We start from the raw sequence: 23,101 nt of genomic DNA, 5'->3' as shown, positions 1-23,101 counted from the left end.
GAGTTGATAGCCAAAGAAGCTGAAGCATGGCAGAAGCTGTTGCGCGTCTTGACTCATGAGATATCCAATTCCGCTATTCCATTGTCTACGTTATCATCTTACATATATGAATTAGTGGAAGAGGCCGAGCAGCAGAAGCGAAAACTAACGGAACAGGAGCGGGCAGATATTCTCGAGAGTCTGAAGACCATCGATCAGCGAAGCCGTTCCCTCAAAGAGTTTGTTCATAACTTTAAAAGCGTAAATCAGGTGCCTGAACCAGTTATCGATAAGGTAAGGCTGGATGAAATCCTCAGCGAAGTAGGCAGACTGTTTGATCAGGAATTTCAACGTGAGACCATTGCCTTCACCCATCCCGATCACGTAACGGGTACGATATACGCAGATCGCATACTGACGATGCAGGTAATTATTAACCTCGTCAAAAACGCCATAGAGGCAATGTCTAATTTCAAAGAAGGTAAGACGATTTCCATGAGCGTTGAAAGGGAGGGCGCCCACTTCGTGAGTGTGCACATAGCTGATTCCGGATGCGGCATCGACTCTGATGACCTTGAACAAATCTTCGTCCCCTTTTATTCAACAAAGAAGAGTGGCTCCGGAATAGGGCTGAGTATTTCTCAGCAGATCATGCAGAAACAAAAGGGCAAAATAACTGTTCGATCCTCTCCCGGACGGGGAAGTGTGTTTACGGTTAGTTTCTCTTGTGCGGACTGAAGGGAAATTAAGAATTAAGAATTAAGAGTTAAGAATTAGCCACCAGCCTGACGGCTGTCGGACATGCACGACCGTCGCGGTCGTGACAAAGTCGGCGGATAGCCGGCGGCTAATTCTTAACTCTTAATTCTTAATTCTTAATTTTTACACTACATTTAATTACCGACCCACTCGGTAGAACTCCTTCCTCGGATTTTAGCATCTATTTATAGTTTTCACTTTAACCCTTCTCATTATGGCAACACTCGTTAACGCGTCGGATGTTCAGGAAGATATCAAGAGCGCGAACCAGCAATTTGAAAAACGATTCGCAAGTGGCGATGCAACCGGAATGGCATCGCTTTACACACATGATGCGTTACTAATGCCACCAGGAGCTCCGCCGCAGCAGGGCCAAAATGCTATCGGTGTCTTTTGGAAAATGGTGATGGAAATGGGAATCAAAACGGCTAAGCTCACAACCCGACAAATTGATGAGTTCGGCGAAACTGCCATCGAAGTCGGAGAATACGAACTGGGAGGACAAGATGGCCAGTCGTTAGACAGAGGAAAATACATTGTAGTTTGGAAGAAGGAAAAAGGAAACTGGCGTCTTGATAAAGACATCTGGAACACAAGTGTAAGCCAAAACTGAATTCAAACTGATTATAAAAACAAACGAGGCTACTTTTCAGGTGGCCTCGTTTGTTTATAAAGTATTCGACTTTTCTGTCCCGTTAAGATCTTAATCAGCCGCGATTAGAGAATCACAGAAATAGATTCAGATCAAAGGATATTTTCATCCGAACCGTCGCTCAATTCAGTTGCTGTGTCGCCGAGCTTAGGTGCATTCTCTGCCTTTGAAATCCAGAAGTTGCTATATCCTTCTCCGATCTGAATGGTCAATATTTGCAGTGCCAGCATCTCAAGAATAGCGAGGAAATTGAAGATCAATCCTATTCTGGTAGGATACATCTCCAGGATCTCTGTGAATGCCATACGTGGCTTTGCAGTGAGCGCTTCAACGATAACCTTCTTCTGTTGCTCGACAGTGTATGGATATTGGATAACCTGGTGCACGGGTTTGTTCTTCTCTGCAGCCTGGCGCTTTAGAATGCGCTCAAAGAGGTTCATCAGTTTGAATACAGTAACATCCTGCAATTCTGCTTCGACATTCGTATTCTCGGCCAGCTGTTTCAGTTCCTTATAAAGGTTGCCGCGCTTTTCTTTCGATAGTTCGTCCTCTTCCATCTTGTGGAAGCTGTCGACGACAGACTTATACTTTTTGTATTCGAGAAGGTGTTTTACAAGTTCTTCACGGGGATCGACCTCGTTACCTTGTTCATCAAGTACAGGTCGTGGTAACAACATCTTCGATTTGATGCGCATCAGGGTAGCCGCTACGAGAATGAACTCACTCGCTACTTCGATGTTCAGCTCCTCCATCTGACGTACGTAGTCAAGAAAATCGTTTGTGATCTTCGAGATTGGAATATCATAGATATCCAGTTCATCGCGTTCGATGAAGAAGAGTAGCAGGTCGAAGGGACCCTCAAAAAGAGGAAGCTTTACCTCAAAGTTCTCCGGTGCTGTTGTCATGGGGCACAAATTTATTTTAATAATCCCGTAAAAACTGCCGGCACGGTGGAAATAACTACCTTTGTTGCTTAGCAGTTGCGGAAGTGACGGCTAAATCCCTTACATTCAGTAGTTTGTTAGAATACGCAACATGCTCATAACGCCAGGGAAATTACTTGCGCAAATCAACAGTCCAGACGACTTGAAAAAACTGGACCAGGCGCAATTGGTGCAGCTTTGCGACGAACTGCGACACTTTATAATTGACAACGTATCTGTTTACGGTGGTCACTTCGGTGCCAGTCTTGGCGTCGTGGAATTGTCCGTAGCATTGCACCACGTTTTCAATACTCCTTACGACCAGCTCGTTTGGGATGTAGGCCATCAGGCCTATGGACATAAAATTCTGACAGGACGGAGAGATCAGTTCCACACGAACCGGTTTTATCAGGGACTATCAGGGTTTCCCAAGCGCAGCGAAAGCCCTTACGATACCTTCGGCACCGGCCATTCATCCACTTCCATTTCGGCGGCACTGGGCATGGCCTTCGCTTCCAAGTATCAGAAACTTGAAGATAAACAGCACATTGCCATTATTGGCGATGGCGCACTAACCGGTGGAATGGCATTTGAAGGCCTCAATCATGCCGGCGTTTCAGATACCAACCTGCTCATCATACTAAATGATAATTGCATGGCCATCGACCCCAATGTCGGTGCCCTTAAGGATTATCTGACCGATATCACCACAAGCCGGGCCTACAACAAGTTGAAGGACGACGTATGGAACGTCCTGGGCAAGCTTTCATCTTTCGGAAAGAGCGCACAGGAAGTGGTATCGAAGGTTGAATCCGGGATCAAGGCAGCCTTGCTGAGCCAGAGTAATCTTTTTGAATCTCTTAATCTTCGTTATTTCGGACCAGTGGATGGTCACGACGTGAACCATCTCGTTACTGTCCTCAACGATCTGAAAAATATCAAGGGTCCGAAGATCCTCCATTGCATTACCGTGAAGGGTAAAGGCTATGGTCCTTCTGAAAAAGGCAATGCTACAACGTGGCATGCTCCCGGCACCTTCGATAAGATTACGGGAGAGATCCACACCAAGACGTACGAGACACCGCAGCCGCCTAAGTATCAGGACGTCTTCGGTCATACCCTGGTTGAATTGGCCCGGGCGAACGACAAGATTGTCGGTATTACTCCCGCCATGCCGTCGGGCTCATCATTAAATATAATGATGAAGGAAATGCCTGATCGCGCCATCGACGTGGGTATCGCGGAACAACATGCCGTGACTTTCTCGGCGGGACTTGCAACGCAGGGGCTGGTGCCTTTCTGTAACATTTACAGCACCTTCATGCAGCGTGCGTACGACCAGGTTGTTCATGACGTTTGCATTCAAAATCTTCCCGTGAACTTCTGCCTTGATCGCGCAGGATTCGCCGGGGCAGATGGGCCAACCCATCATGGCGCGTACGACATAGCTTATTTCCGTTGTTTACCTAATATGATCGTCTCTGCACCGATGAATGAATCGGAGTTGAGAAACCTGATGTATACAGCGCAGCTTCCACGTAAAGGAAAAGCATTTTCTATACGATATCCGAGAGGACAGGGCGTTATGCCCAAGTGGCGTACAACCATGGAAGAAATTGCAATCGGCACTGGACGCAGGTTGCGTACAGGGCGGGAGTTAGCCATTCTGTCGCTTGGCCACATTGGGAACATTGCTGCTGTTGCTTGTGAACGGTTATCAAAGAAGGGCGTCGATGTCGGGCACTACGACATGCGCTTCGCGAAACCGCTGGATGAGGAGCTGTTGCATGAAGTATTTTCGATTTACTCATGTGTCATTACAGTCGAGGATGGATGCATTCAGGGCGGTTTCGGTAGTGCCATTCTGGAGTTCATGGCCGATCATCAATATCATGCAAATGTCCGGCGCCTGGGCATACCCGACCGGGTGGTCGAGCATGGTGAACAACACGAACTTCATCATGAAACAGGGTTCGATGCAGAGGGAATCGAGCGCGCAGTAATGGCGATGCTTAACACCGAAACCAGGGTGCGATGAGAATCTTTTCAAAGATCAGGGGTCAGGGACGGCCGTTGATTTTTCTCCACGGATTTCCGATGCATCAGGGAATCTGGGATACCTTTTCCGATCATTTCATATCTTCCTATACAACCGTAACACTCGACCTTCCCGGCTTCGGCAAGAGCGATTTGCTTCCGGAAGGGTTTACACTCGACGATGTTGCCTCTGAAGTACTCTCGTTTCTGGAGACACACAAGCTCCGGAATGCCGTTGTGATCGGTCACTCACTGGGGGGCTATGTGGCGCTCGCCATGGTTGCAAAGCGACCGGAAATGATCGATGGACTCGTCCTCTTTCACTCAACCGCCCTGGCCGACTCCGCGGATAGAAAGGAATCACGCAACAAGGTGATTGACTTTGTTAACAGAAACGGGGCGAAGGAATTCACCACCAACTTCATCGCTCCCCTCTTCGCCGATCCGCAGCATGCTGACATCGAAAGGATCAAACAAATAGCGGCAACGACTGTTAAGGGCACCGTTGTAGGCTATGCAAAAGCCATGAGAGACCGTCCTGACAGGACCAAAACAATCAGAACATACGAAAAACCTACACTGTTTCTCGCCGGCGCCAAAGACAGTGGTATCCCCGTTGCCTCCATTTATGAGCAAGCCGAAGGTTGTAAAACGTGTGAAATTCATGTAATGGAAGGTGTGGCCCATATGGGCATGGTCGAGAACCCGGTAGGGGCGGCCGAACGAATTAAGGATTTTTTGAAAAAAATATGACTTGGCCAGTTACCTCCGGGCCATTGATGGGTATCACAACTAAACTTTTTGTTTAATAACTTTAAGCCATTTAACTCAGAATCTACCCCAACAACTACTAAGACTAGCTTAGGGGGCGTAATTTTGCTATATTCACAATCCTTATAACCAATCCGGAACCATGGAAGAATTTGCTACCGAAAATTATGACGCATGGAATGCGATGGCCAAAAACATTGCATACGCCGCCTGGGCGATAGCGATCCTGATCGTTCTCTACCACGTCATCCGCCTCGCCACTATGACTGACGCAAAACTCAAGTACGACTACATCAACCGTAGCGAAATCAAAACCTTGTGGGTTGCTGCAATCATCCTTATTGTGGGTTGCTGCTTCATTGCTAACTCCAACATTCAGAAGCTAAGCACGCTCTGGATCTTCGTTCTCGGTTTTACAACATTCGCGATGGGTATGATTGTGGCCCTGATCATCCAGAACATGTTAAAGTTCTATTACCCTTTCTTTATCGAGAAGCGCCTTAAGGCCCTGCGCTACAAGCCACGGATTTCTCCAAAGACCGGTAAGGCGATGAAACTCCTTGGCGAACAGGAAGAAGATGCATACCTCGACGAAGGTATGCAGGCTGAAGAAAATGTTTTCTCTGTCGACTACGATGTGTGGAAGGACGAAGAAACTGGCTACGTAAAGATCGAAAGATACTCTGGTCACCTGCACGCGCTCCAGTGCCCTGAGTGTAACTATCAGACATTTAAGGTTGTCCGCGAGGAAATCCTCAAGGCACCAAGTGTATCCGAAGAAGGTCAGTTGCTGAAGCACTTCCAGTGTGGCTACTGCGGTTACAAGGCTAAGAAAACTGTCGTCCTGAAGATATCTCAGAAATTCGAAGAGACTTCAGCAGCCACAGCTTAAGCTGGCAACATTAAAAATATTTGAAAGAGGGGGCTTAGGCCCCTTTTTTGTTACCTTAATGGCGGTACTAGTATCGGATTTGCGGTTTGACTCGGGCCACAGTCACATTGGCAACCGCAACTCGTTGTTCTGCACTCCTCCGGTACAACCGCAACAATTCATCCTACACTCATCCTACACTCATCCTGCACTCATCCTGCACTCGAGGGGTCACCTGGCTGTTAGCTGAGGTTCAGCTTTGGTTAGGCTAGCCGCTTGTTGCCACCGCAACAAGGCCGTTCTTTGGGGGAACAATCGCCTGGGGACCTTTCGAATCAGTGGACTAATCATCGGGTTCCGGGCACCACGTCATGCCCTGGGAGCCGCGCCCCGGGGTTTACTCCTTCAGTTATTAGTCTGAACTTAAATATATGACGGATGTCTTTGGCGGCTTTAATAGCGGCCTGGGCCCCGTGTTGCTGACGATGTCAAACGCCAGGTGCCTGTCTTTAACCTATCTGGGAACTATTGAAGCTGGAGGGATCCTATTTTCCGAGCCTCTCCACTTTCGTGGCAAAGTACTTGGTGTCGCCACGCCAGGGGAACGTCATATAGCGCTTCACAAAGTATAGGTTCACGCGTTCCCCGGTCAGGGACACTTTCTTCAATTCGGCTATAAGAGCCTCATCACTCTTTTCAATTGAGAAATCGAACGACTCTGCTATGGGACTAGCTTCTCGCAACGCCCCAAAGGTTTCAAGATTGATTTTTCCTTCATACGTCTTGAACATCATTCCCTTCTCACTTACGCGCAATATCTTTCCGGCCATTACGCCATCTTCGTATACACCCCAGTACATGAAGCCGAACGTGATAGTCAAAATGACGATCACGGAAATAATAACAATGCGTAGCACTTTCTTGCCGGTTCTTTTTACACGTTCACCAAAAGTCTGAGTTTCCATAGGGGTTTTTATTGGTAATCTAAATTAGCACCGATTTTCATCTTCTACTAAGCCGTAGCAGGTGAATTATAGACTTAACCGTGAATTAACTGGAGCGATATGCGGTTCTTCAATCAGGTTTCCTGGTCGAAGAAAACCTTGTAATAGTTCTTTCCAACAATCTCATCGAATCCTTTCTCAATCAGATCGCGATTGCCGTGGATGTAAATGTGAAAGTTCTTGTCGAGCTTGATAACGCTTTTGAATACCCGCGCCTGACGCTTAACAGCCTGGGCAGAGATCTCGAAGTTATCAACGACGGTCTGTTCTTCATTGAACTCCTTGCCATAGTTTCTGAATGATTCAATCACAGCTTCGTCACCCAGAACTGTTGATTCAAATTCTTCCTGGTTGAACGTTTCATGCGACTTGAAAAAGTCCATGGAACGATTAAGCATGTCGGCCTTGTCGGCTTTAGAGGTACTGAATGATTGCGGCATCTCTTCATCAACAAACTGCTTGGTCATGCTCATGAAGTTCTTCGTTTGATTGAAGGCATCCTGCATGGGCACCAAACGAAGGAAGTCTTCTTTCCAGAATCGTGCATCAGATCTGTTGGCGGTATCGACCAGCAGAACTACGGGCTTGGTTTCGCCTTCGACACGAAGAATCAGGCAACCTTTGTCAAGCTTATTAATACTTATGCCTTCGTGAGCACTCATTTTGAAGTCGCTGCGCGAAGATTCAACCTTGAGAAAATTTTCCTTGGTCTCCGACTTAAATAGACCGATGGCATCACACATCTGATCGTTATAGCCAACGTTTGAGAAGCACCCCATATACAATTCGCCGGGCTTGATGTTGGGATGCTCGGTTGTGTTGAACAGGCGCTCCGCCATAATCGTTGAATTCTCATGCAACGAAGGGGTATTCGCAAAAACATAGTTAGCCATTGCCAGCAGTGACTGTCCCTGGTCGTCGTCTCCAAACGTATACCGCGAGGGATCGCGGAAGGGGGCGAAGAACCATCGGCATATCAGAGATTGCAGAAGATCACCGCCCAGATCCAACGGATGGGCTGACAGTTTTAGTACTCCGTCATTAAGCCGGTTGCCGATACCATGTACAGCCAGGCCTTCTATTCTGGTTTGAGAGAAATTGATCATACTCCGGATTGTTGAATACGATCAATCGATAATATCGAATCGCGTATATGGTATAAGTACATCAGGCACAACGATACCCTTAGGCGTCTGATTGTTTTCCAGGATTGCCGCCACGATGCGCGGAAGAGCAAGGGCACTTCCATTTAAAGTGTGCAGCAGCTGGATCTTTCCATCCGCGTTCTTGTATCTTAATTTGAGCCGGTTCGCCTGGAAAGTTTCAAAGTTACTGACCGAGCTGACCTCCAGCCATCGCTTCTGCCCGGCAGCAAATACCTCCATATCATATGTTAAGGCCGAATTGAAACCCATGTCACCACCACAAAGCAGCAATTTCCTATAAGGCAGACGCAACTTTTCAAGCAGTCCCTGCACATGAGTACACATATCATCAAGGACGTTGTAGGATTGCTCAGGCTTAGTGATTTGGACGATCTCTACCTTGTCGAATTGATGCAGTCTGTTGAGACCGCGAACGTGCGCACCCCAGCTCCCGGCCTCACGGCGGAAACACGGCGTGTAGCCCGCATGTTTTACAGGGAGATCTGCTTCGGGAACGATCACGTCGCGATACAAATTTGTAATAGGAACTTCGGCAGTAGGGATAAGGTAAAGTCCGTCTTCTCCAATATAATACATCTGGCCTTCTTTGTCGGGTAGCTGTCCCGTGGCGTAGCCGGATGCCTCGTTAACAACAATTGGAGGCTGCACTTCTTTATATCCCTGCTTTTCAGCTTCGTCGAGAAAGTAATTGATCAGTGCACGCTGAAGCTTCGCGCCCTTCCCCTTGTAAACAGGAAAGCCAGCACCCGATATTTTGTTGCCGAGATCGAAATCTATGATGTCGTACTTCTTGATGAGTTCCCAGTGAGGCAAAGCATCAGCAGCCAGGTTTGGCAGGTCACCATGAGTATGAACCGTAATATTGTCGTCGGCTCCAACACCGGCGGGTACCTTCTTATGAGGTACATTAGGTATCTTATAAAGAAGTTCAGTCACTTCCGTCTCAAGCGTTGTCAAAGAAGATTCCAATGTCTTGGTGAGTTCCTTTGAACCCGCTACTCCTGCTTTAAGCTCGTTGGCTTCACTTGCCTTGCCGGCCTTCATCAGCTCTCCGATCTTTTTGGCATCTGCATTTGCTTTTGCCTTTAAGTCATCAAGCTTTCGTTGCGTCTCCTTCCGCGCGTTGTCTTTGTCAAGAATATTGTCCAGCAGCTCTTTGCCTTGTTTAAAGTTTCGTTTGGCAAGTCCGTCCAGCACTATGTCCAATTGATCGCGTATGATCGATACCTGTAGCATTCCAATGTTTTATTTGAGAGGCTAAAATTAGTTTTTTTGCATGCTTTAGGGCCTTTTTCGATCAATAAAAAATAATTTGACGTGTTGATTATCGTTAAAAATGTGCCTATGTTTGTACAGTCAATCAGGCTTCATCTCAAGCCTTTGAATCAAAATCCGGAATTTTACTGTTCGTTTTTTGTTCTCTAGTTAGTCGATTTATTCACGTAACTCAGCAACGCGCTGACTCAACCTTATTATTCATCATCAATTTTTTCAATCCATTCTAACTCACCATGTACACTATTGACGACCTGAATGTCAGGCTTCTTTCAGAATTGAAGGAAATCGCGGAGGGGATGGGCGTAAAAAACGCCAAAAAGCTTTCGAAACAGGACATCATCTACAAGATTCTTGATCAACAAGCAGTGTCTGGGGACTCTGCTCCCGAAAAAAAAGCACCTGCTCTGTCTACACCCGTTGTCTCAGCTCCCCAACCCGCCGAAGAACGTAAACTTCGTCCCCGTCGTCGTGAAAACGTAACAAACGCTCCTCCACCAGCACCTAAAGCTGAATCGGATTTTTCAAATGACGACATGATCGATTCTATCGAAATCAATTTCGATACACCTGCAAACAGCGCAATAAATGGCGCCTCCGAGCCTGAATCAATAGTACAGGAAGAACAGGTTCGCCCGCCAAAACCAGAAGTTCAACGCGAAGAGCGTCAAACGCCTTTCCGTGTAGCGATTCGCGAATTCGATGGAGCTATCAACAATGAAGGCGTCCTCGAAATCATGCAGGATGGCTACGGCTTCCTGCGTTCATCAGATTATAACTACCTGGCAAGCCCCGACGATATTTATGTGTCGCCTTCACAGATCAAATTGTTTGGTCTGAAGACTGGTGATACTGTGAAAGGTCTCATCCGACCACCCAAAGAAGGGGAGAAGTACTTTGCGTTGCTAAAGGTCGAATCTGTTAACGGCAAGACTACAGAAGAGATCCGCGATCGCGTAGCATTTGAGTACCTTACTCCGCTCTTCCCGAATGAAAAGCTGAAGCTCAGCACAACTCATGATAATTTATCGACTCGTATTCTCGACTTGTTCTCGCCGATAGGTAAAGGGCAACGCGGTATGATTGTCGCTCAACCTAAGACAGGTAAGACGGTGTTGTTGAAGAATATTGCCAACGCCATCGCTGAAAACCATCCTGAGGTTTATCTCATCGTGTTACTCATCGACGAGCGTCCTGAGGAAGTTACAGACATGGCACGCAGCGTGCGCGCCGAGGTAGTAGCCTCTACGTTCGATGAACAGGCTGAGCGTCACGTGAAGGTTGCTTCCATCATTCTTGAGAAGGCAAAACGCATGACTGAATGTGGTCATGATGTCGTGATCCTTCTCGACTCTCTCACTCGCTTGGCACGTGCACACAATACCGTGGTTCCTTCTTCTGGTAAGATCCTTTCCGGTGGTGTGGATGCCAACGCGCTGCATAAACCCAAGCGTTTCTTTGGTGCAGCTCGTAAGATCGAGAACGGTGGTTCCCTTACCATCATTGCAACTGCTTTGATTGATACAGGCTCCAAGATGGATGAAGTTATCTTCGAAGAATTTAAAGGAACGGGTAACATGGAACTTCAGCTTGATCGCAAGCTTTCCAACCGTCGCGTATATCCTGCTATTGATGTTCCTGCATCAGGTACCAGACGGGAGGATCTCCTCCTTCGCGAAGATGAACTTCAGCGTGTTTGGATCCTGCGCAAGTACATGGCCGACATGAATTCAGTAGAAGCCATGGAATTCCTCCAAAGTAAGATGAAGGGTACTCGCAACAACGACGAGTTCCTGGCGTCAATGAATGGATAGCAACTATCCAGATCGATTGAAGATCTGTTGATATTGAAATTTCGAGCTATAAAAAGCAAAGGGCCCGACTTAGTCGAGCCCTTTGTGCTTTATTAATGCCTGAACCAGAATCTATAAGTGTCGCAGCCTGGTAATTCGTCACCCGCATTTAGAGGCCACTTTTAACTTTTACATTTTATATTCAGCGTTTTACATTTTGCGGTTAACCCGAAACAACTAACTAAAGCCGTCTACCACTTGGATTGAAAGAACATCCTAATTACTAAGGCGACCAGTAACCAAACTCAGGACTTAAGACTCAGGACTCAGGACTAAATCGTGATGAGATCAATAAGCTCCTTCTGTACATTCCAATCCTTGGCAAGCTTCAGCATGGCCGTTGCCTCCATTTCGGTAACATAGCCTTTAAGATTGTTCGCCATCCAAACCATGTTGATGAGTTCGATGCGCTTTTCACGATTGTAATCGCCGATGATGGCATTCATGTAGTCGCGGGCACGGTCAAAAGCTGTGAGGTAGTCAAGGGCAACGAAATCAATGGCCCATTGATATTCTTCAGTGGCATTGAGTTCTGCGGCTGTCTTGGCAAGGTCCAGTCTTTCTTCTTCATCAAGACCATGGTAATGAAAGATCACCGCCTTGAGCAGCAAGTGAACCTTTTTTTCCTCAATAGTTTTCATTCTGGGTAGGGAGTGGGCGAAAATACAAACATTTCGCATGCATCAATACGGCTAGCCCGGTAGTTGTGACCCTGACGGGATAAGATTCATGGCAATTTCGTCGGCCAGTAACAAACCTTTGCGTGTCAGCACAAGCATCTCGCCGGTTACGGTTGCAAGCTCTTCTTTTTCAAGATTCCTGATATAATCCTTCCGATCTTCAGAAAGATTGACACAAAATTGGTGACGCACCCGGGCGAGATCGACGCCCCAGCTTGTACGAAGAGAGATCATCAGATACTCGTTCAGCTTGTCCTGCGCACTCAGGGTCTCAATGGTAGATGGTATTTCATCGCGCTGAAGACTGCTGATATATTTTCGGTTGTCGCTAACATTAAACTGACGTGTATTAGTGTCGAACGAATGTGCTCCTGGACCAATGCCGAGGTAATGTTTCCCCAGCCAATAGCTCGTATTGTGACGCGACCGGTAGCCTGGGCGTGCAAAATTGGATACTTCGTAATGCTCAAAACCCGCCGCATTGAGCAGATCAACCAGACGCTCATGCTCGCCGGCAGCTACATCATCATCAGCAGTCTTGAACTTACCCTGCTTCGCCCATTTGCCGAACATTGTTTTTTCTTCGATTGTGAGAGAGTATGATGAAATGTGCTGTGGCTGAAGACGTATCGCTTCCCCAACATTTTCTGCCCAGCGATCAATATCCTGCTGTGGAATCGCATAGATAAGATCTATGCTGATGTTATTAAAGCCTTTGTCCTGGGCTCTCATAACACCGGAGCGGGCGGCCATACCGTTGTGAGCGCGGTTCAGGGATTTGAGAACTGCGTCGTCGAACGACTGGATGCCAATGCTAAGGCGATTTATACCAATGCCCTTGTAAAGAGTGAGGGCATCATCAGACAGATCATCCGGATTGGCTTCAAGTGTGATTTCTGCATCACTGTCGATAGCAAAATTTTGATGCAGCTGACTAAATATGTGCTCAAGTTCCTGCCGGCTAAGCAATGAAGGCGTACCACCACCAAAATAGACCGTCTGGATCGCCGAACCCTTAAGGTAGTCCTTGCGCAAACTCAGCTCGTGCCCGATGGCTTTCACCATGTCCTCCCGGGGTCGTAGATTGGTGGAAAAGTGAAAGTCGCAGTAAAAGCAGGCCTGCCTGCAAAAGGGAATATGGATATAAATGCCAGCCACGTAGGCGCAAAGATTGATCAAAACTTGCAGTTATGACAACCGCCGAAACAGATACCTGTTGTTTCATTTCGTAACCAACTCCTTGAAAATGTTATGACATGCACATACGTTCGAACGGAGCCTGAGCATAAATAGCTGCCATTTCAGCCGACAGACTTCCGTATTTCGGATATCATGATGGAATCTGATACTTTTGCAGCAACTATTTTATGAAGGCTGTCTTCTACGCACTGTTGCTATTTTTTGCAGTCCCCCTAAATCATTCAGCCAAAGCCCAGGGCAATGCGCTTGTCAAGGACCTGCACAACGATTGGATGGTTTTCCATGAAGGCCAGTACGTGCCCTACGGGAACGCACACGGCATAGTAACAACCGTTTATTTTAAACTCGATGCCGCCGCATTTTCAGGAATGCATCTGAAGGTTTCGAGCCCTTCCAGGTACAGTATCTTCATAAATGGCCAGCTTTCAGTCCAGTCGAAGGTTCCCCATTTGCTAAACATCGATAGCCTGGCCTCACGCTATGGAACGACGTTATTGCAACTCGCAGTTCATCAGCAACCAATTAACGTGGATGGCCTCAAGACATCAGTCATCGCCTTAAAGACAAACCCGAGTTTTGGTGAGACTCTTACTCCAAATTATTCGGCGTTCCGCGACTTCGCCATTATTGGCATCATGGTGCTGTTGGTGATGATTATTACGATCATCAAGCTTAACCCCAAGCTGGCTTCTGATTATTTTTCTATTTCCAAAATATTTTCTCTGCGTGAAGCGGAAGATGGCCCGTCAAAGTCACGGATTACCAACAGTATTAACATTCTTTTTTACGCCTATAGCAGTCTGATGCTGGGCTATTTTCTGATGATTGTCTATCATTTCCTGCCACACGAATATCCTACAGCACTGTATTTTCAGCCCACCACATTTTGGGATGCTATCCTCGAGTGGGGAGAACTAAGTCTGATAGTCCTTGCGTTGTTTTTCGGAAAGATCGTGATGGTTTACGGGCTGTCGTACGTCTTCGGAATGAAGGAAGTGGGCAGTGTACATTTTTTCAACTGGGTACGGCTTCTCGTAGGAGTATTTGGTGTGTTGACAGTGATCGTGTTCTTCTACTTTATCACTCGTGGAACACGTGAAGGATTCTATGATTTCCTTCTGCATGCGATCGCCTGGGTGTTCGCCGGATGGATGGTGCTGATCATTTTAAAGCTGCAGCGGCAACTACAGCATTCTATGTTCCATTTATTTTCGTACATTTGTGCCACAGAATTAATTCCCTTTCTGATTACTGTCAAGGTTCTTTATTACTAGCCCTGAATTCTTTACGTGATGAGTGAAATAGCTACTGACAGGATGCGAAAAGTAAAGAGTATCCTCGTGACCCAGGAAGCACCAGCCGACACCAACTCTCCTTACCTGAAGCTTGCTGAGAAATTCAATCTTAAAATTGATTTCAGGCCGTTTATCCAGGTTGAGCCGGTGCCGGTAAAAGAATTCAGAAAACAAAAGATAGATATACTCAACCATACGGCTATCATTTTTACCAGCCGTAACGCCGTTGATCATTTCTTTCATATCTGCAAGGAATTGAAGCTCGAGATGCCTCCCGAGATGAAATACTTTTGTATTTCGGAGCAGACGTCCAATTACCTTCAGAAATACATTGTGATTCGCAAGCGCAAGATCTTCACAGGTCTGAAAACAGCGCAAGACCTTCTTGAGATTCTTAAGAAGCATAAAAACGAGAAATATCTTTTCCCTTGTTCGGATATCAGGAAAAATGACATTCCGGATTTCCTCAAAGACGGGGGATACAACTACACGGAAGCAATCATTTATCATACCGTTGCTTCTGACCTATCTGACCTGAAAGAAGTGTTTTACGACATCCTGGCATTTTTCAGCCCTTCAGGTATCAATTCACTGTTCGTAAACTTTCCGGAATTCAAGCAAAACAATACGCGGATAGCTGTATTTGGCCCAACAACCGCCAAGGCAGCCGTTGCGGCGGGTTTAATCCTTGATATTGAGGCTCCTCTGCCCAATGCTCCCTCCATGACCGGAGCGCTGGAATTGTATATTAAGAAGGCGAACGGCATTAAGTAACTGCTTCATTTATTGAATTTTAGAAAGTGATCTATTTTATTACACTTCAACTTACATCAGTTGAAAGTGTCGTAAAAAAAGGTTTACTTCGTATCCTACTTTTTTGACTTAATGCTGAAAAGGATTTTTTATATGCTCGCGCTCCTCTACCCCGGAGTTAGCGCATTTGCACAGCAGGATCCGCTATTCACTCAATACATGTTTAACAACCTGTATATGACACCTGCATATGCTGGTGTTGATGGAGTGACTCGGTTCACAGCTGTACATCGCCAACAATGGCTCGGTTATCAATCAAGCTTTGGCGACGGTGGTGCTCCAACGACATCAATGGTGTCATTCAATGCTCCGATGTTTAAACTTCACAGTGGTATTGGTGCCTATGTGTTGAATGACAGACTCGGACCAGTGAACAATCTTGAAGCTCAGCTCATGTATGCCTATCACCTCGGCATCAAAGAATCAAAACTGAGCTTTGCAATTAAGTTAGGCTTCTACTCACAAACTATCGATGGCTCAAAGTACAGAGCCATTCAGAACCCTGACCCTCTCGTTACAGAAGGGAAGGAATCTCAAGTCCGCCCCGACCTGGGTGCCGGACTATTCTATCGCGCCGAAAAATATTATGCAGGTATCGGATTCAACCACCTCCTGCGCTCCGAATTTGACTTCGGACAAGACAGCACCCGCGGTGCTCTTGAAAATCATATCAATCTTACAGGTGGTTATTTCTACGAAGTTAGCTTTGACTTGAAACTCCAGTTTACAGCCGCCGTTAGAACCGATCTGAACAAATATCAGTTCGATGTTGCAGGAATTGCACACATAAAAGATACGATGTACGGCGGATTAGCGTTTAGACAATCCGAGGCTGCCAGTCTGCTGTTGGGATACTCTTTGCTCAAGGACAAATCACTGAAATTGGGCGCTGCAGTAGATTTTATTGTGAAGGACCAGGCCGCTAAAGAAAATTTTTCAATGGAGTTCATGCTTAGTTACGACCTTCCGGTCAGCGTGAAAGGCGGCAAAAAAGTCGTTCGGACCCCAAGGTATAGGCACTAAGCGACAAAATCTGGGGGATTCGGACTGTTTTAACGAATTTGCTGATCGTTTCTCACTTACTAAGTCAATCATTTGAGAGGGTTTAAAAACCGCATTTTTTAAAAAAAGAAAACTTAGAATTCTGTATGAATAAGTCGGTTGTTTCAAAATTATTGTTGGTCATGACGGGTGCTCTTGCCAGTGCCTGCGGATTGCTTGGCCTGGGCGGCAAAAAAGGAGGAGACTCCGGAGAGCTGGTCGGTGTGTCAGGACGTGAAGGTTGGGTCATGACCATTCCTTATGGTATGGTTCCGATCCCCGCCGGAACGTTCCACATGGGACAGGCCGATGAAGATCCTGCTTCTACGCAGATCAACTTCAACAAGCAGGTAACGATCGGTCCGTTCTTCATGGACGACACCGAAATCACAAACAATGAGTATCGTCAGTTCACTAACTTCTTCCTGGTTGATAACGGAAGCATCGAAGGTTTCGAAACCGTAGACGCTGAAACATTCCGTCAGAAGTATTATCCCGATACTGCATCGTGGGTACGCGATTTCGCTCACCACATGGGTGATCCTATTCAAGACTATTACTACTGGCACCCTGGCTACGATCAGTATCCTGTTGTCGGTGTAAACTGGGATGCAGCCGTATTCTTCGGTCAGTGGAGAACTGCTTATCTTAACGACTATCGCAAGAGCGTTGGTGACTTCCCGATGCCTGCATTCCGTCTCCCTTCTGAAGCTGAATGGGAATACGCAGCACGCGGCGGCCGCGACATGGCGAAGTATCCATGGGGTAACCCTTACATCCGTAACTCAAAAGGTTGTATGCTTGCCAACTTCAAGCCTGGACGCGGTAACTTCTACGACGACGGCTTTGCTTACACTTCACCTGCACAAGCTTATTTCCCTAACGACTACGGACTGTATGATATGTCAGGTAACGTTTCTGAATGGTGCCTCGACGATTTCAACCCTGCATCGGTTCCTACTGTTTGGGATTTGAACCCGCAATACATCGATCCCCGGACTAATCCGGAGAGCTCAAAATACAATCCTAAAGTACCACCTAAGAAGGTCGTTCGTGGTGGTTCATGGAAGGACGTGGCTTATTACCTGGAGACTGGCACACGTACTTATGAATTCAAAGACTCTACACGTGCCTACATCGGATTTAGATGCGCTATGACGCACTTGGGTCGCTCATCTGGATCTGAATTTTAAACTTTGACTACACACACACAATTTTTTTACATATCAAAAGGCAAACTAAACCATTACTACAATGAGCAAGAAAAAAGGCGGCTTCGTTGAATTACTCTATAAGACCATCATGCCGAAGGTGTATGGTATCGGAGCAGCGGTTGTTATCATCGGTGCGTTGTTTAAGATCCTTCACTATGAAGGTGCTGATCAGATGTTGTTCATCGGTCTTACAACTGAAGCGATCATCTTCTTCCTGAGCGCGTTTGAACCACCACACCAGGAGCCAGATTGGTCAAAGGTATATCCTGAGCTTGGCGAAGATTACGAAGGCCCGACAGTTCCTACCCGAGTATCGAACAAGTCAAATGGTCCTTCACTGACAGCTCAGTTGGATGCATCTTTGGAAAAAGCGAAGATCGGCCCTGAATTGTTGGATAGCCTCGGAAAAGGTTTGAACAACCTTGCTGAGTCTGCTAAGAAGATGGGATCACTTTCTGACGCAGCAGTAGCAACTAACGACTACGCTAATAACGTGAAGAAGGCTTCTACGCAACTTCTCGAAATGAATAAGTCATATGATACTGCTATCAAGGCTGTATCGAGCATGTCTGATGCATCTAAAGATGCAGGTGAGTACCACTCACAAGTTCAGAAGGTTACTAAGAACCTGGCTGCTTTGAACTCAGTTTACGAAATGGAACTGAAGGATGCAGATAGCCACGTGAAGAACATGAACAAGTTCTACGAAAGCCTCACTGGAGCTATGAACGGACTTTCTAAGGTTGGTGACAACACTGCGAAGTTCACAACTGAGCTCGGTAAGCTTACTGATAACCTGACTTCACTGAACAAAGTATACGGCAGCATGCTTACAGCCATGAAAGGTGGCGGCCAGGCATAATGAAACCTGTTTACTAACGTTAACTTTTTAAACTCTAAAAAAGGTATTTACAAATGGCAGGTGGAAAAGAAACTCCGCGTCAGAAAATGATCGGGATGATGTACCTGGTGTTGACCGCGCTCCTCGCGCTCCAGGTCAGCAACGCGGTACTCGAGAAATTCGCGATCATCAACGTGACCCTCAGCAGCCTTATCACCGAAGGAGAGAAGAAGAGCAATCAGATTCTGCAAGGCATCGTCGCTGATGCTGGTCAGAGCCAGGATGCTAACGTTCTCGCGGCAAAGGCAAACGCAGAAAAAGTACGGGAGCTTACCAAGAATACAATAGCAGCTATCGACGGTCTTAAGAAAAAGATGATGACGACAGCTGGTACGGATAAAATCGACGAGAAACTCATCAATGACCACAGCTCAAAAGTGGCAACGATGATGATCGACGTGAATTCGCCCGAAGGTAAGAACTATGAGAAATTGCTTAATGACTATGTGAAGCAAGTAAACGAACTGGCAAAACCTGAACCCCCATTTCAGAAGATCGCCAAGGCTCCGAAGGATATTCCAATCTTCGCAGCTGACGAAGACCACGTGAGAAAAGATTTCCTCACGTTCACCTTCGAGAACACGCCAGTAATCGCAGCTCTTGCCTCTGTAACTCAGGCACAAACTGAAGTGTTGGACCTGGAAGCTCGTGCTTTGGATAAACTCGCGAAAGATGCAGGTGCAAACCGCATTAGCTTCGACCAGTTCATCCCTATGGTGCGTGCAAAGTCATCGACAGTTGCAGCCGGTGCTAAGTACGAAGCTCAAATGTTCCTCACTGGTTCATCAACTGCTTTGCAGTCTGACTTCTTCAAAGACGGCGCTAAACTGCCGACTGTTGCAGATGCTTCTGGTGTAACGATGGGTAAAGTTGAATTCACGGCTCAGGGCGGTGGATACGATGCTCACGGTCTTGCAAAGAAATCTTTCAAAGCAGAGATTAAAGTGAAGGGCCAGACGTTTACTCAGAACATCGAGTACTTCGTAGCGCAGCCTACAATCAAAGTAACGACCGGTAACGCACCGACTCTTTACATGAACTGTGGTAACACTGTAAACATCGAAGTACCAACATTGGGCACGGACTACAATCCTTCGTTCAATGCGGCAGGCGGTGCTGAGATTATAAAGGGCGACAAGCCAGGAAAAGTGACTATCATTCCTAAGCAACGTAAGATCTCTATTGCTGTGAATAACGGCGGTATGAACATCGGTTCTCAAGGTTTTGATGTGAAGAACGTTCCTGCTCCCCGTTATGTAGCTTATCTGGGTAACACTCCAGTTGACCTGCGTAATGGTATCAAGGCTAACCAGATTGCAAACTTGCGTTTCTCTGCTGATCCGGAGGCTAACTTTAAGGAAGAAGTTCCTAAAGACGCTCGCTACCGTATCAAACGTGCTGAGGTTATCCTCGGTCGTGGTACTGCAGGTGTGCAGCGTATGCAAGCAAACAATGAAAACCCTGACCTGCGTGCATGGACAAATCAGGCGAGACCTGGTGACCGTATCGTAATCGACATCAAAGATGTTGTTCGTAAGACGTACCAGGATGAAGAAGAGAAGGTGACTGTCACCGGATCAAGTGGTATCATTAGCATTCCAATTAACTAAGAGATGAAAAAATCACTTTTCATTGTATTGTTCTCTGCAGCGTTCGGCTCCGTGCTGGCGCAGGAAGTTCAGGATCTGGAAATCCAGTACAATCCTAACTCCCTGAATCCCATCCCGGTGTACGAGCAGCACTACAAAGTGCGCGTGTGGAGAAACATAGATCTCAAGGAAAAACAAAACAAAGGGTTCTTTGCCAAGAACGGCGAGATCACCAAGCTCATCATCGACGCCGTTCGTTCCGGTGAGCTGACCGACATCTATAGAGATGACTCACTGTCAGTAAAGATCGCTAAGGATGAATTCCTTCAGCGTCTGGTACAGGAGCAAGGTCAGACGTACGAAGCCTGGGATCCTGCAAAGGATTATTTCACTGATGATCCAGTGGCATACAATGGAAAAAACTGGCGCGCTGTGGCAGATAGCCGTGGCGTTACTCCCAGCGAGGATGCAACCGACTATTGGGCATCAACTACCCAGGGAAGTAGCTTGAATTATGCAACGAACGATATGAGCACTCTTCACCTCATGGAAGATGTGATCTTCGACAGAAGAAGATCACGCCTCTACTATGACATTCAGGGTGTGGAGATCCTTATCCCAGGTGCTAAGACTACTACTAACATCGACCTGTCATTAGGTTGGTTCAAGTACAAGGACCTCGAGAAGTTGTTCCGGAACAATATTCCAAAGGCTGTTTGGTTTAACCGCCAAAACACTGCGCAGAACAAAAACTTTGCAGATGCCATTTTGCTCCGCCTCTTCCAGGGTACGATCTACAAGATCCAGAATCCTGACGACGAAACGATCACAGACACTTACTCTGCTAACGGCAGACCGTACTACGAAAGTGTTTGGGCACGGGAGTGGACAGAGATGATGCTCATGGAAAAAGAGCACAACCTCTGGGAGTTCTAAGAATTATTCTCTTGCTTTTTGATAATAGAAGGGCTGTCTCGAAAGAGCAGCCCTTTTTATTTGGTGATTGGTTGATATGTTGATTTGTCACGAGTTGAGCGCGTGCAGGCTTTGACGTATCGCTTTGACACGTTACACCATACATCACACGTAATCAGGATCCGAAATTATTGAGGCTCAGATTTGTCAGACGGGGACGCGTCCAGCATATCCGACTCTGATGGGGCGAGTGATGAATCTGATGACAATGCGTCTGATGATGACGATACCTCCGGCAATGATCCGTCGGCTTGTGGTTCCTCTTTGTTTCCCGACAGCGCCTGCAAAACCAGCTTTGCCTTTGCCTTGCCAACCACCTGCTCAATCTCTTCAGGCGATGCTTCGCGCATCTTCTTCACCGACCGGAAATGCTGTAACAATTTTGTCGCAGTCTTTTCTCCGATTCCTTCCATGCCCTGCACCTCTGACTTTAACGGCTTCTTGCTGCGCTTCAGCCGGTGGAAGGTGATAGCAAAACGGTGCGCCTCATCGCGGATGTATTGGAGCAGAAGTAGCCCCGGCGACTTCTTGCTGATATGAAGCGGGAGTGGATCTTCCGGGTAATAGATCTCTTCAAGTTTCTTGGCAATGCCTATGATGGGCACCTGTCCATACATATTCAGCTCCTTCAAGGCCTCACATGCGCTGCTCAGCTGGCCTTTACCACCGTCCACAACGATGAGGCTGGGTAACTGTTCTCCTTCTTCAAGGATTCTCTTGTAACGCCTTCCGACAATCTCCTTCATCGAGGCAAAGTCGTTGGGACCTTCAACCGTCTTGATATTGAAGTGCCGGTAGCCTTTCTTGTCGGGTTTGCCATTTACAAAACGCACCATCGACGCGACTGGAACAGTACCCATGATATTCGAGTTATCGAAGCACTCGATGATTTCAGGCAGCTGCTGGATTTGAAGATCCTTCTTAAGGATTTCAAGGACTTCACGTTGCTTGGATTTTTTACCCTCTCTGAAAATCTCGCGTTCCCGGCGCAACTCCAGGGCGTTTTTGATCGACAGTGCAATTAACTTCTTCTTGTCGCCAATCTGTGGTATGACGTTTTCAACTTCGCTTTCAAGAACTATGATAGGTATGTTCGACAGGATAAGGCGGTTCGTACTGTGCGTTTGCTCCCTTAGTTCTACTGCAGAGATACTTAACAATTCATCATCTGGCTCATCGAGTTTCTTTTTCACTTCCATCGTCTTTGAGTAGATGATGGATCCTTCCTTGATTTGCATGTAGTTTACATAGGCGTATCCTTCAATACTCGTGATAGTGAACACGTCGATGTCTGTGAGATCCCGGTTTACAACCAACGACTTTGTCTGGAACCGCTCCAGCGTATCAAGTTTTTCCTTGTAATGCTGGGCTCGCTCGAACTCCATGCTTCCCGCGGCTTCCTTCATGTTCGCCGTGAAAGTTTGATAAACAATGCTCAAACTACCCTTCAGGATATTTCGTGCCTGATCGATTTCTTCCAGATAGGAGGTTTCATCCTGATATCCTTCGCACGGACCTTTACAATTGCCGAGATGATATTCCAGGCACACCTTAAACTTCTTTTGAGCCACATTCTGCTCACTGAGCAGCAAACTGCAGGTACGTATAGAGTAGAGTTTCCGTACCAGTTCCAGTACATTCTTCATTGCTACAACGCTTGAATAGGGGCCGAAATATTCGCCCTGGTCCAGGTTGTAAGTGCGCGTATAGATAACGCGTGGAAAACGCTCATTCAATATGCAGATGTATGGGAACGTCTTATCGTCCTTGAGCAGGATGTTGTACTTAGGCTGATTTTGTTTGATGAAGTTGTTTTCTAAGAGCAACGCATCAAATTCCGTATTCGCGACTGTGAAATCGATGTCAGATATCTCCGAAACAAGCTTTAGCGTCTTTCGATTGACGCCGGAATTCTTCGTGAAGTAACTGGTTACTCTCTTGCGGATATTCTTTGCCTTGCCGACGTAGATCAGCGTCTTCTCTTCATCGAAGAACTTATAAACGCCCGGAGACTCCGGCAGGCGCTGAACAACCTCTCTCAATTTGTCGTATGGTGATGACATGGCAAGGACTCCTGCCGTAAATATAAGCCATTACAGGCAT

Annotated in this window: 20 protein-coding genes; 13 read left to right on the top strand and 7 right to left on the bottom strand. The window is 46.7% G+C overall.

The window, feature by feature from the left end; translation table 11 throughout:
- The first annotated feature begins 3 nt into the window (after positions 1-3).
- On the top strand, positions 4-717 hold the full coding sequence (locus WBG78_RS13570; protein ID WP_337326967.1) for a sensor histidine kinase: 714 nt from the start codon (positions 4-6) through the stop codon (positions 715-717).
- 235 nt (positions 718-952) lie between these two features.
- On the top strand, positions 953-1,351 hold the full coding sequence (locus tag WBG78_RS13565; protein ID WP_337326966.1) for a YybH family protein: 399 nt from the start codon (positions 953-955) through the stop codon (positions 1,349-1,351).
- Positions 1,352-1,482: 131 nt separating this feature from the next.
- Here WBG78_RS13565 and WBG78_RS13560 read toward each other — a convergent pair whose 3' ends face one another.
- Positions 1,483-2,295: a segregation and condensation protein A gene (locus WBG78_RS13560; protein ID WP_337326965.1), complete on the bottom strand. Its 813-nt coding sequence runs from the start codon at positions 2,293-2,295 to the stop codon at positions 1,483-1,485.
- 130 nt (positions 2,296-2,425) lie between these two features.
- On the opposite strand from WBG78_RS13560, the gene dxs reads away from it, so the two are divergent.
- The 3 genes from dxs to WBG78_RS13545 all read left to right on the top strand — a co-directional run bounded on the left by dxs (position 2,426) and on the right by WBG78_RS13545 (position 6,013).
- A complete protein-coding gene (dxs, locus tag WBG78_RS13555) occupies positions 2,426-4,351 on the top strand; it encodes a 1-deoxy-D-xylulose-5-phosphate synthase (protein ID WP_337326964.1) in 1,926 nt (641 codons plus the stop codon).
- Positions 4,348-5,103, top strand: coding sequence for an alpha/beta fold hydrolase (locus WBG78_RS13550; RefSeq protein ID WP_337326963.1), 756 nt, complete (start codon positions 4,348-4,350; stop codon positions 5,101-5,103). Before dxs ends, WBG78_RS13550 begins: the two co-directional genes overlap by 4 nt.
- A 160-nt stretch (positions 5,104-5,263) precedes the next feature.
- A complete protein-coding gene (locus WBG78_RS13545; protein WP_337326962.1) occupies positions 5,264-6,013 on the top strand; it encodes a hypothetical protein in 750 nt (249 codons plus the stop codon).
- Between the two features lie 524 nt (positions 6,014-6,537).
- Here WBG78_RS13545 and WBG78_RS13540 read toward each other — a convergent pair.
- The 3 genes from WBG78_RS13540 to serS all read right to left on the bottom strand — a co-directional run bounded on the left by WBG78_RS13540 (position 6,538) and on the right by serS (position 9,398).
- Entirely contained in the window at positions 6,538-6,957 is a 420-nt protein-coding gene (locus WBG78_RS13540) for a hypothetical protein (RefSeq protein ID WP_337326961.1), read from the bottom strand.
- Between the two features lie 113 nt (positions 6,958-7,070).
- Positions 7,071-8,102: a nucleoid-associated protein gene (locus WBG78_RS13535; protein ID WP_337326960.1), complete on the bottom strand. Its 1,032-nt coding sequence runs from the start codon at positions 8,100-8,102 to the stop codon at positions 7,071-7,073.
- Between the two features lie 21 nt (positions 8,103-8,123).
- Complete coding sequence (gene serS, locus WBG78_RS13530) at positions 8,124-9,398, bottom strand: serine--tRNA ligase (RefSeq protein ID WP_337326959.1); 1,275 nt, start codon at positions 9,396-9,398, stop codon at positions 8,124-8,126.
- Positions 9,399-9,673: 275 nt separating this feature from the next.
- On the opposite strand from serS, the gene rho reads away from it, so the two are divergent.
- Positions 9,674-11,251, top strand: a complete 1,578-nt coding sequence (gene rho / locus WBG78_RS13525; RefSeq protein ID WP_337326958.1) for a transcription termination factor Rho — start codon at positions 9,674-9,676, stop codon at positions 11,249-11,251.
- Positions 11,252-11,562: 311 nt separating this feature from the next.
- Here rho and WBG78_RS13520 read toward each other — a convergent pair whose 3' ends face one another.
- Together WBG78_RS13520 and hemW are read right to left on the bottom strand one after the other, a co-directional pair.
- The gene (locus WBG78_RS13520; protein WP_337326957.1) at positions 11,563-11,931 is read right to left on the bottom strand and encodes a hypothetical protein; all 369 of its coding nucleotides are present in this window, start codon (positions 11,929-11,931) and stop codon (positions 11,563-11,565) included.
- A 51-nt stretch (positions 11,932-11,982) separates the two neighbouring features.
- Positions 11,983-13,149: a radical SAM family heme chaperone HemW gene (gene hemW, locus WBG78_RS13515; protein ID WP_337326956.1), complete on the bottom strand. Its 1,167-nt coding sequence runs from the start codon at positions 13,147-13,149 to the stop codon at positions 11,983-11,985.
- 188 nt (positions 13,150-13,337) lie between these two features.
- Here hemW and WBG78_RS13510 point away from each other — a divergent pair, with 188 nt between their 5' ends.
- From WBG78_RS13510 to porN, 7 genes are all read left to right on the top strand, one after another.
- Positions 13,338-14,444: a DUF4271 domain-containing protein gene (locus WBG78_RS13510; RefSeq protein ID WP_337326955.1), complete on the top strand. Its 1,107-nt coding sequence runs from the start codon at positions 13,338-13,340 to the stop codon at positions 14,442-14,444.
- 18 nt (positions 14,445-14,462) lie between these two features.
- Entirely contained in the window at positions 14,463-15,239 is a 777-nt protein-coding gene (locus WBG78_RS13505) for a uroporphyrinogen-III synthase (RefSeq protein ID WP_337326954.1), read from the top strand.
- 111 nt (positions 15,240-15,350) lie between these two features.
- On the top strand, positions 15,351-16,301 hold the full coding sequence (locus WBG78_RS13500) for a PorP/SprF family type IX secretion system membrane protein (RefSeq protein ID WP_337326953.1): 951 nt from the start codon (positions 15,351-15,353) through the stop codon (positions 16,299-16,301).
- A 125-nt stretch (positions 16,302-16,426) separates the two neighbouring features.
- Positions 16,427-17,512, top strand: a complete 1,086-nt coding sequence (gene porK, locus WBG78_RS13495; protein ID WP_443092780.1) for a type IX secretion system lipoprotein PorK/GldK — start codon at positions 16,427-16,429, stop codon at positions 17,510-17,512.
- Between the two features lie 61 nt (positions 17,513-17,573).
- Positions 17,574-18,395 carry a type IX secretion system motor protein PorL/GldL gene (gene porL / locus WBG78_RS13490; RefSeq protein WP_337326952.1) on the top strand — a complete coding sequence of 274 codons (822 nt, stop codon included), beginning with the start codon at positions 17,574-17,576 and terminating at the stop codon, positions 18,393-18,395.
- A gap of 53 nt (positions 18,396-18,448) precedes the next feature.
- Positions 18,449-20,044 carry a type IX secretion system motor protein PorM/GldM gene (gene porM, locus WBG78_RS13485; protein WP_337326951.1) on the top strand — a complete coding sequence of 532 codons (1,596 nt, stop codon included), beginning with the start codon at positions 18,449-18,451 and terminating at the stop codon, positions 20,042-20,044.
- 3 nt (positions 20,045-20,047) lie between these two features.
- Positions 20,048-20,959: a type IX secretion system ring protein PorN/GldN gene (porN, locus tag WBG78_RS13480; RefSeq protein ID WP_337326950.1), complete on the top strand. Its 912-nt coding sequence runs from the start codon at positions 20,048-20,050 to the stop codon at positions 20,957-20,959.
- 167 nt (positions 20,960-21,126) lie between these two features.
- Here the strand turns inward: porN and uvrC are convergent, their stop codons facing one another.
- Positions 21,127-23,061, bottom strand: a complete 1,935-nt coding sequence (gene uvrC / locus WBG78_RS13475; protein ID WP_337326949.1) for an excinuclease ABC subunit UvrC — start codon at positions 23,059-23,061, stop codon at positions 21,127-21,129.
- Positions 23,062-23,101: the final 40 nt, after the last annotated feature.

The organism is Chryseolinea sp. T2, from assembly GCF_037203685.1.
Taxonomy (GTDB): domain Bacteria; phylum Bacteroidota; class Bacteroidia; order Cytophagales; family Cyclobacteriaceae; genus Chryseolinea.
This window is presented reverse-complemented; position numbering and strand designations above follow the sequence as displayed.

What these genes read in the sequence shown, in the direction of transcription:
- serS (WP_337326959.1), bottom strand. Translation starts at nt 9,398, where the DNA reads ATGCTACAGGTATCGATCATACGCGATCAATTGGACATAGTGCTGGAC.
- WBG78_RS13520 (WP_337326957.1), bottom strand. Translation starts at nt 11,931, where the DNA reads ATGAAAACTATTGAGGAAAAAAAGGTTCACTTGCTGCTCAAGGCGGTG.
- porL (WP_337326952.1), top strand. Translation starts at nt 17,574, where the DNA reads ATGAGCAAGAAAAAAGGCGGCTTCGTTGAATTACTCTATAAGACCATC.
- porM (WP_337326951.1), top strand. Translation starts at nt 18,449, where the DNA reads ATGGCAGGTGGAAAAGAAACTCCGCGTCAGAAAATGATCGGGATGATG.
- WBG78_RS13510 (WP_337326955.1), top strand. Translation starts at nt 13,338, where the DNA reads ATGAAGGCTGTCTTCTACGCACTGTTGCTATTTTTTGCAGTCCCCCTA.
- dxs (WP_337326964.1), top strand. Translation starts at nt 2,426, where the DNA reads ATGCTCATAACGCCAGGGAAATTACTTGCGCAAATCAACAGTCCAGAC.
- rho (WP_337326958.1), top strand. Translation starts at nt 9,674, where the DNA reads ATGTACACTATTGACGACCTGAATGTCAGGCTTCTTTCAGAATTGAAG.
- WBG78_RS13500 (WP_337326953.1), top strand. Translation starts at nt 15,351, where the DNA reads ATGCTGAAAAGGATTTTTTATATGCTCGCGCTCCTCTACCCCGGAGTT.
- uvrC (WP_337326949.1), bottom strand. Translation starts at nt 23,061, where the DNA reads ATGTCATCACCATACGACAAATTGAGAGAGGTTGTTCAGCGCCTGCCG.
- WBG78_RS13545 (WP_337326962.1), top strand. Translation starts at nt 5,264, where the DNA reads ATGGAAGAATTTGCTACCGAAAATTATGACGCATGGAATGCGATGGCC.
- WBG78_RS13540 (WP_337326961.1), bottom strand. Translation starts at nt 6,957, where the DNA reads ATGGAAACTCAGACTTTTGGTGAACGTGTAAAAAGAACCGGCAAGAAA.
- WBG78_RS13565 (WP_337326966.1), top strand. Translation starts at nt 953, where the DNA reads ATGGCAACACTCGTTAACGCGTCGGATGTTCAGGAAGATATCAAGAGC.
- porK (WP_443092780.1), top strand. Translation starts at nt 16,427, where the DNA reads ATGAATAAGTCGGTTGTTTCAAAATTATTGTTGGTCATGACGGGTGCT.
- WBG78_RS13505 (WP_337326954.1), top strand. Translation starts at nt 14,463, where the DNA reads ATGAGTGAAATAGCTACTGACAGGATGCGAAAAGTAAAGAGTATCCTC.
- WBG78_RS13535 (WP_337326960.1), bottom strand. Translation starts at nt 8,102, where the DNA reads ATGATCAATTTCTCTCAAACCAGAATAGAAGGCCTGGCTGTACATGGT.
- porN (WP_337326950.1), top strand. Translation starts at nt 20,048, where the DNA reads ATGAAAAAATCACTTTTCATTGTATTGTTCTCTGCAGCGTTCGGCTCC.
- WBG78_RS13550 (WP_337326963.1), top strand. Translation starts at nt 4,348, where the DNA reads ATGAGAATCTTTTCAAAGATCAGGGGTCAGGGACGGCCGTTGATTTTT.
- WBG78_RS13560 (WP_337326965.1), bottom strand. Translation starts at nt 2,295, where the DNA reads ATGACAACAGCACCGGAGAACTTTGAGGTAAAGCTTCCTCTTTTTGAG.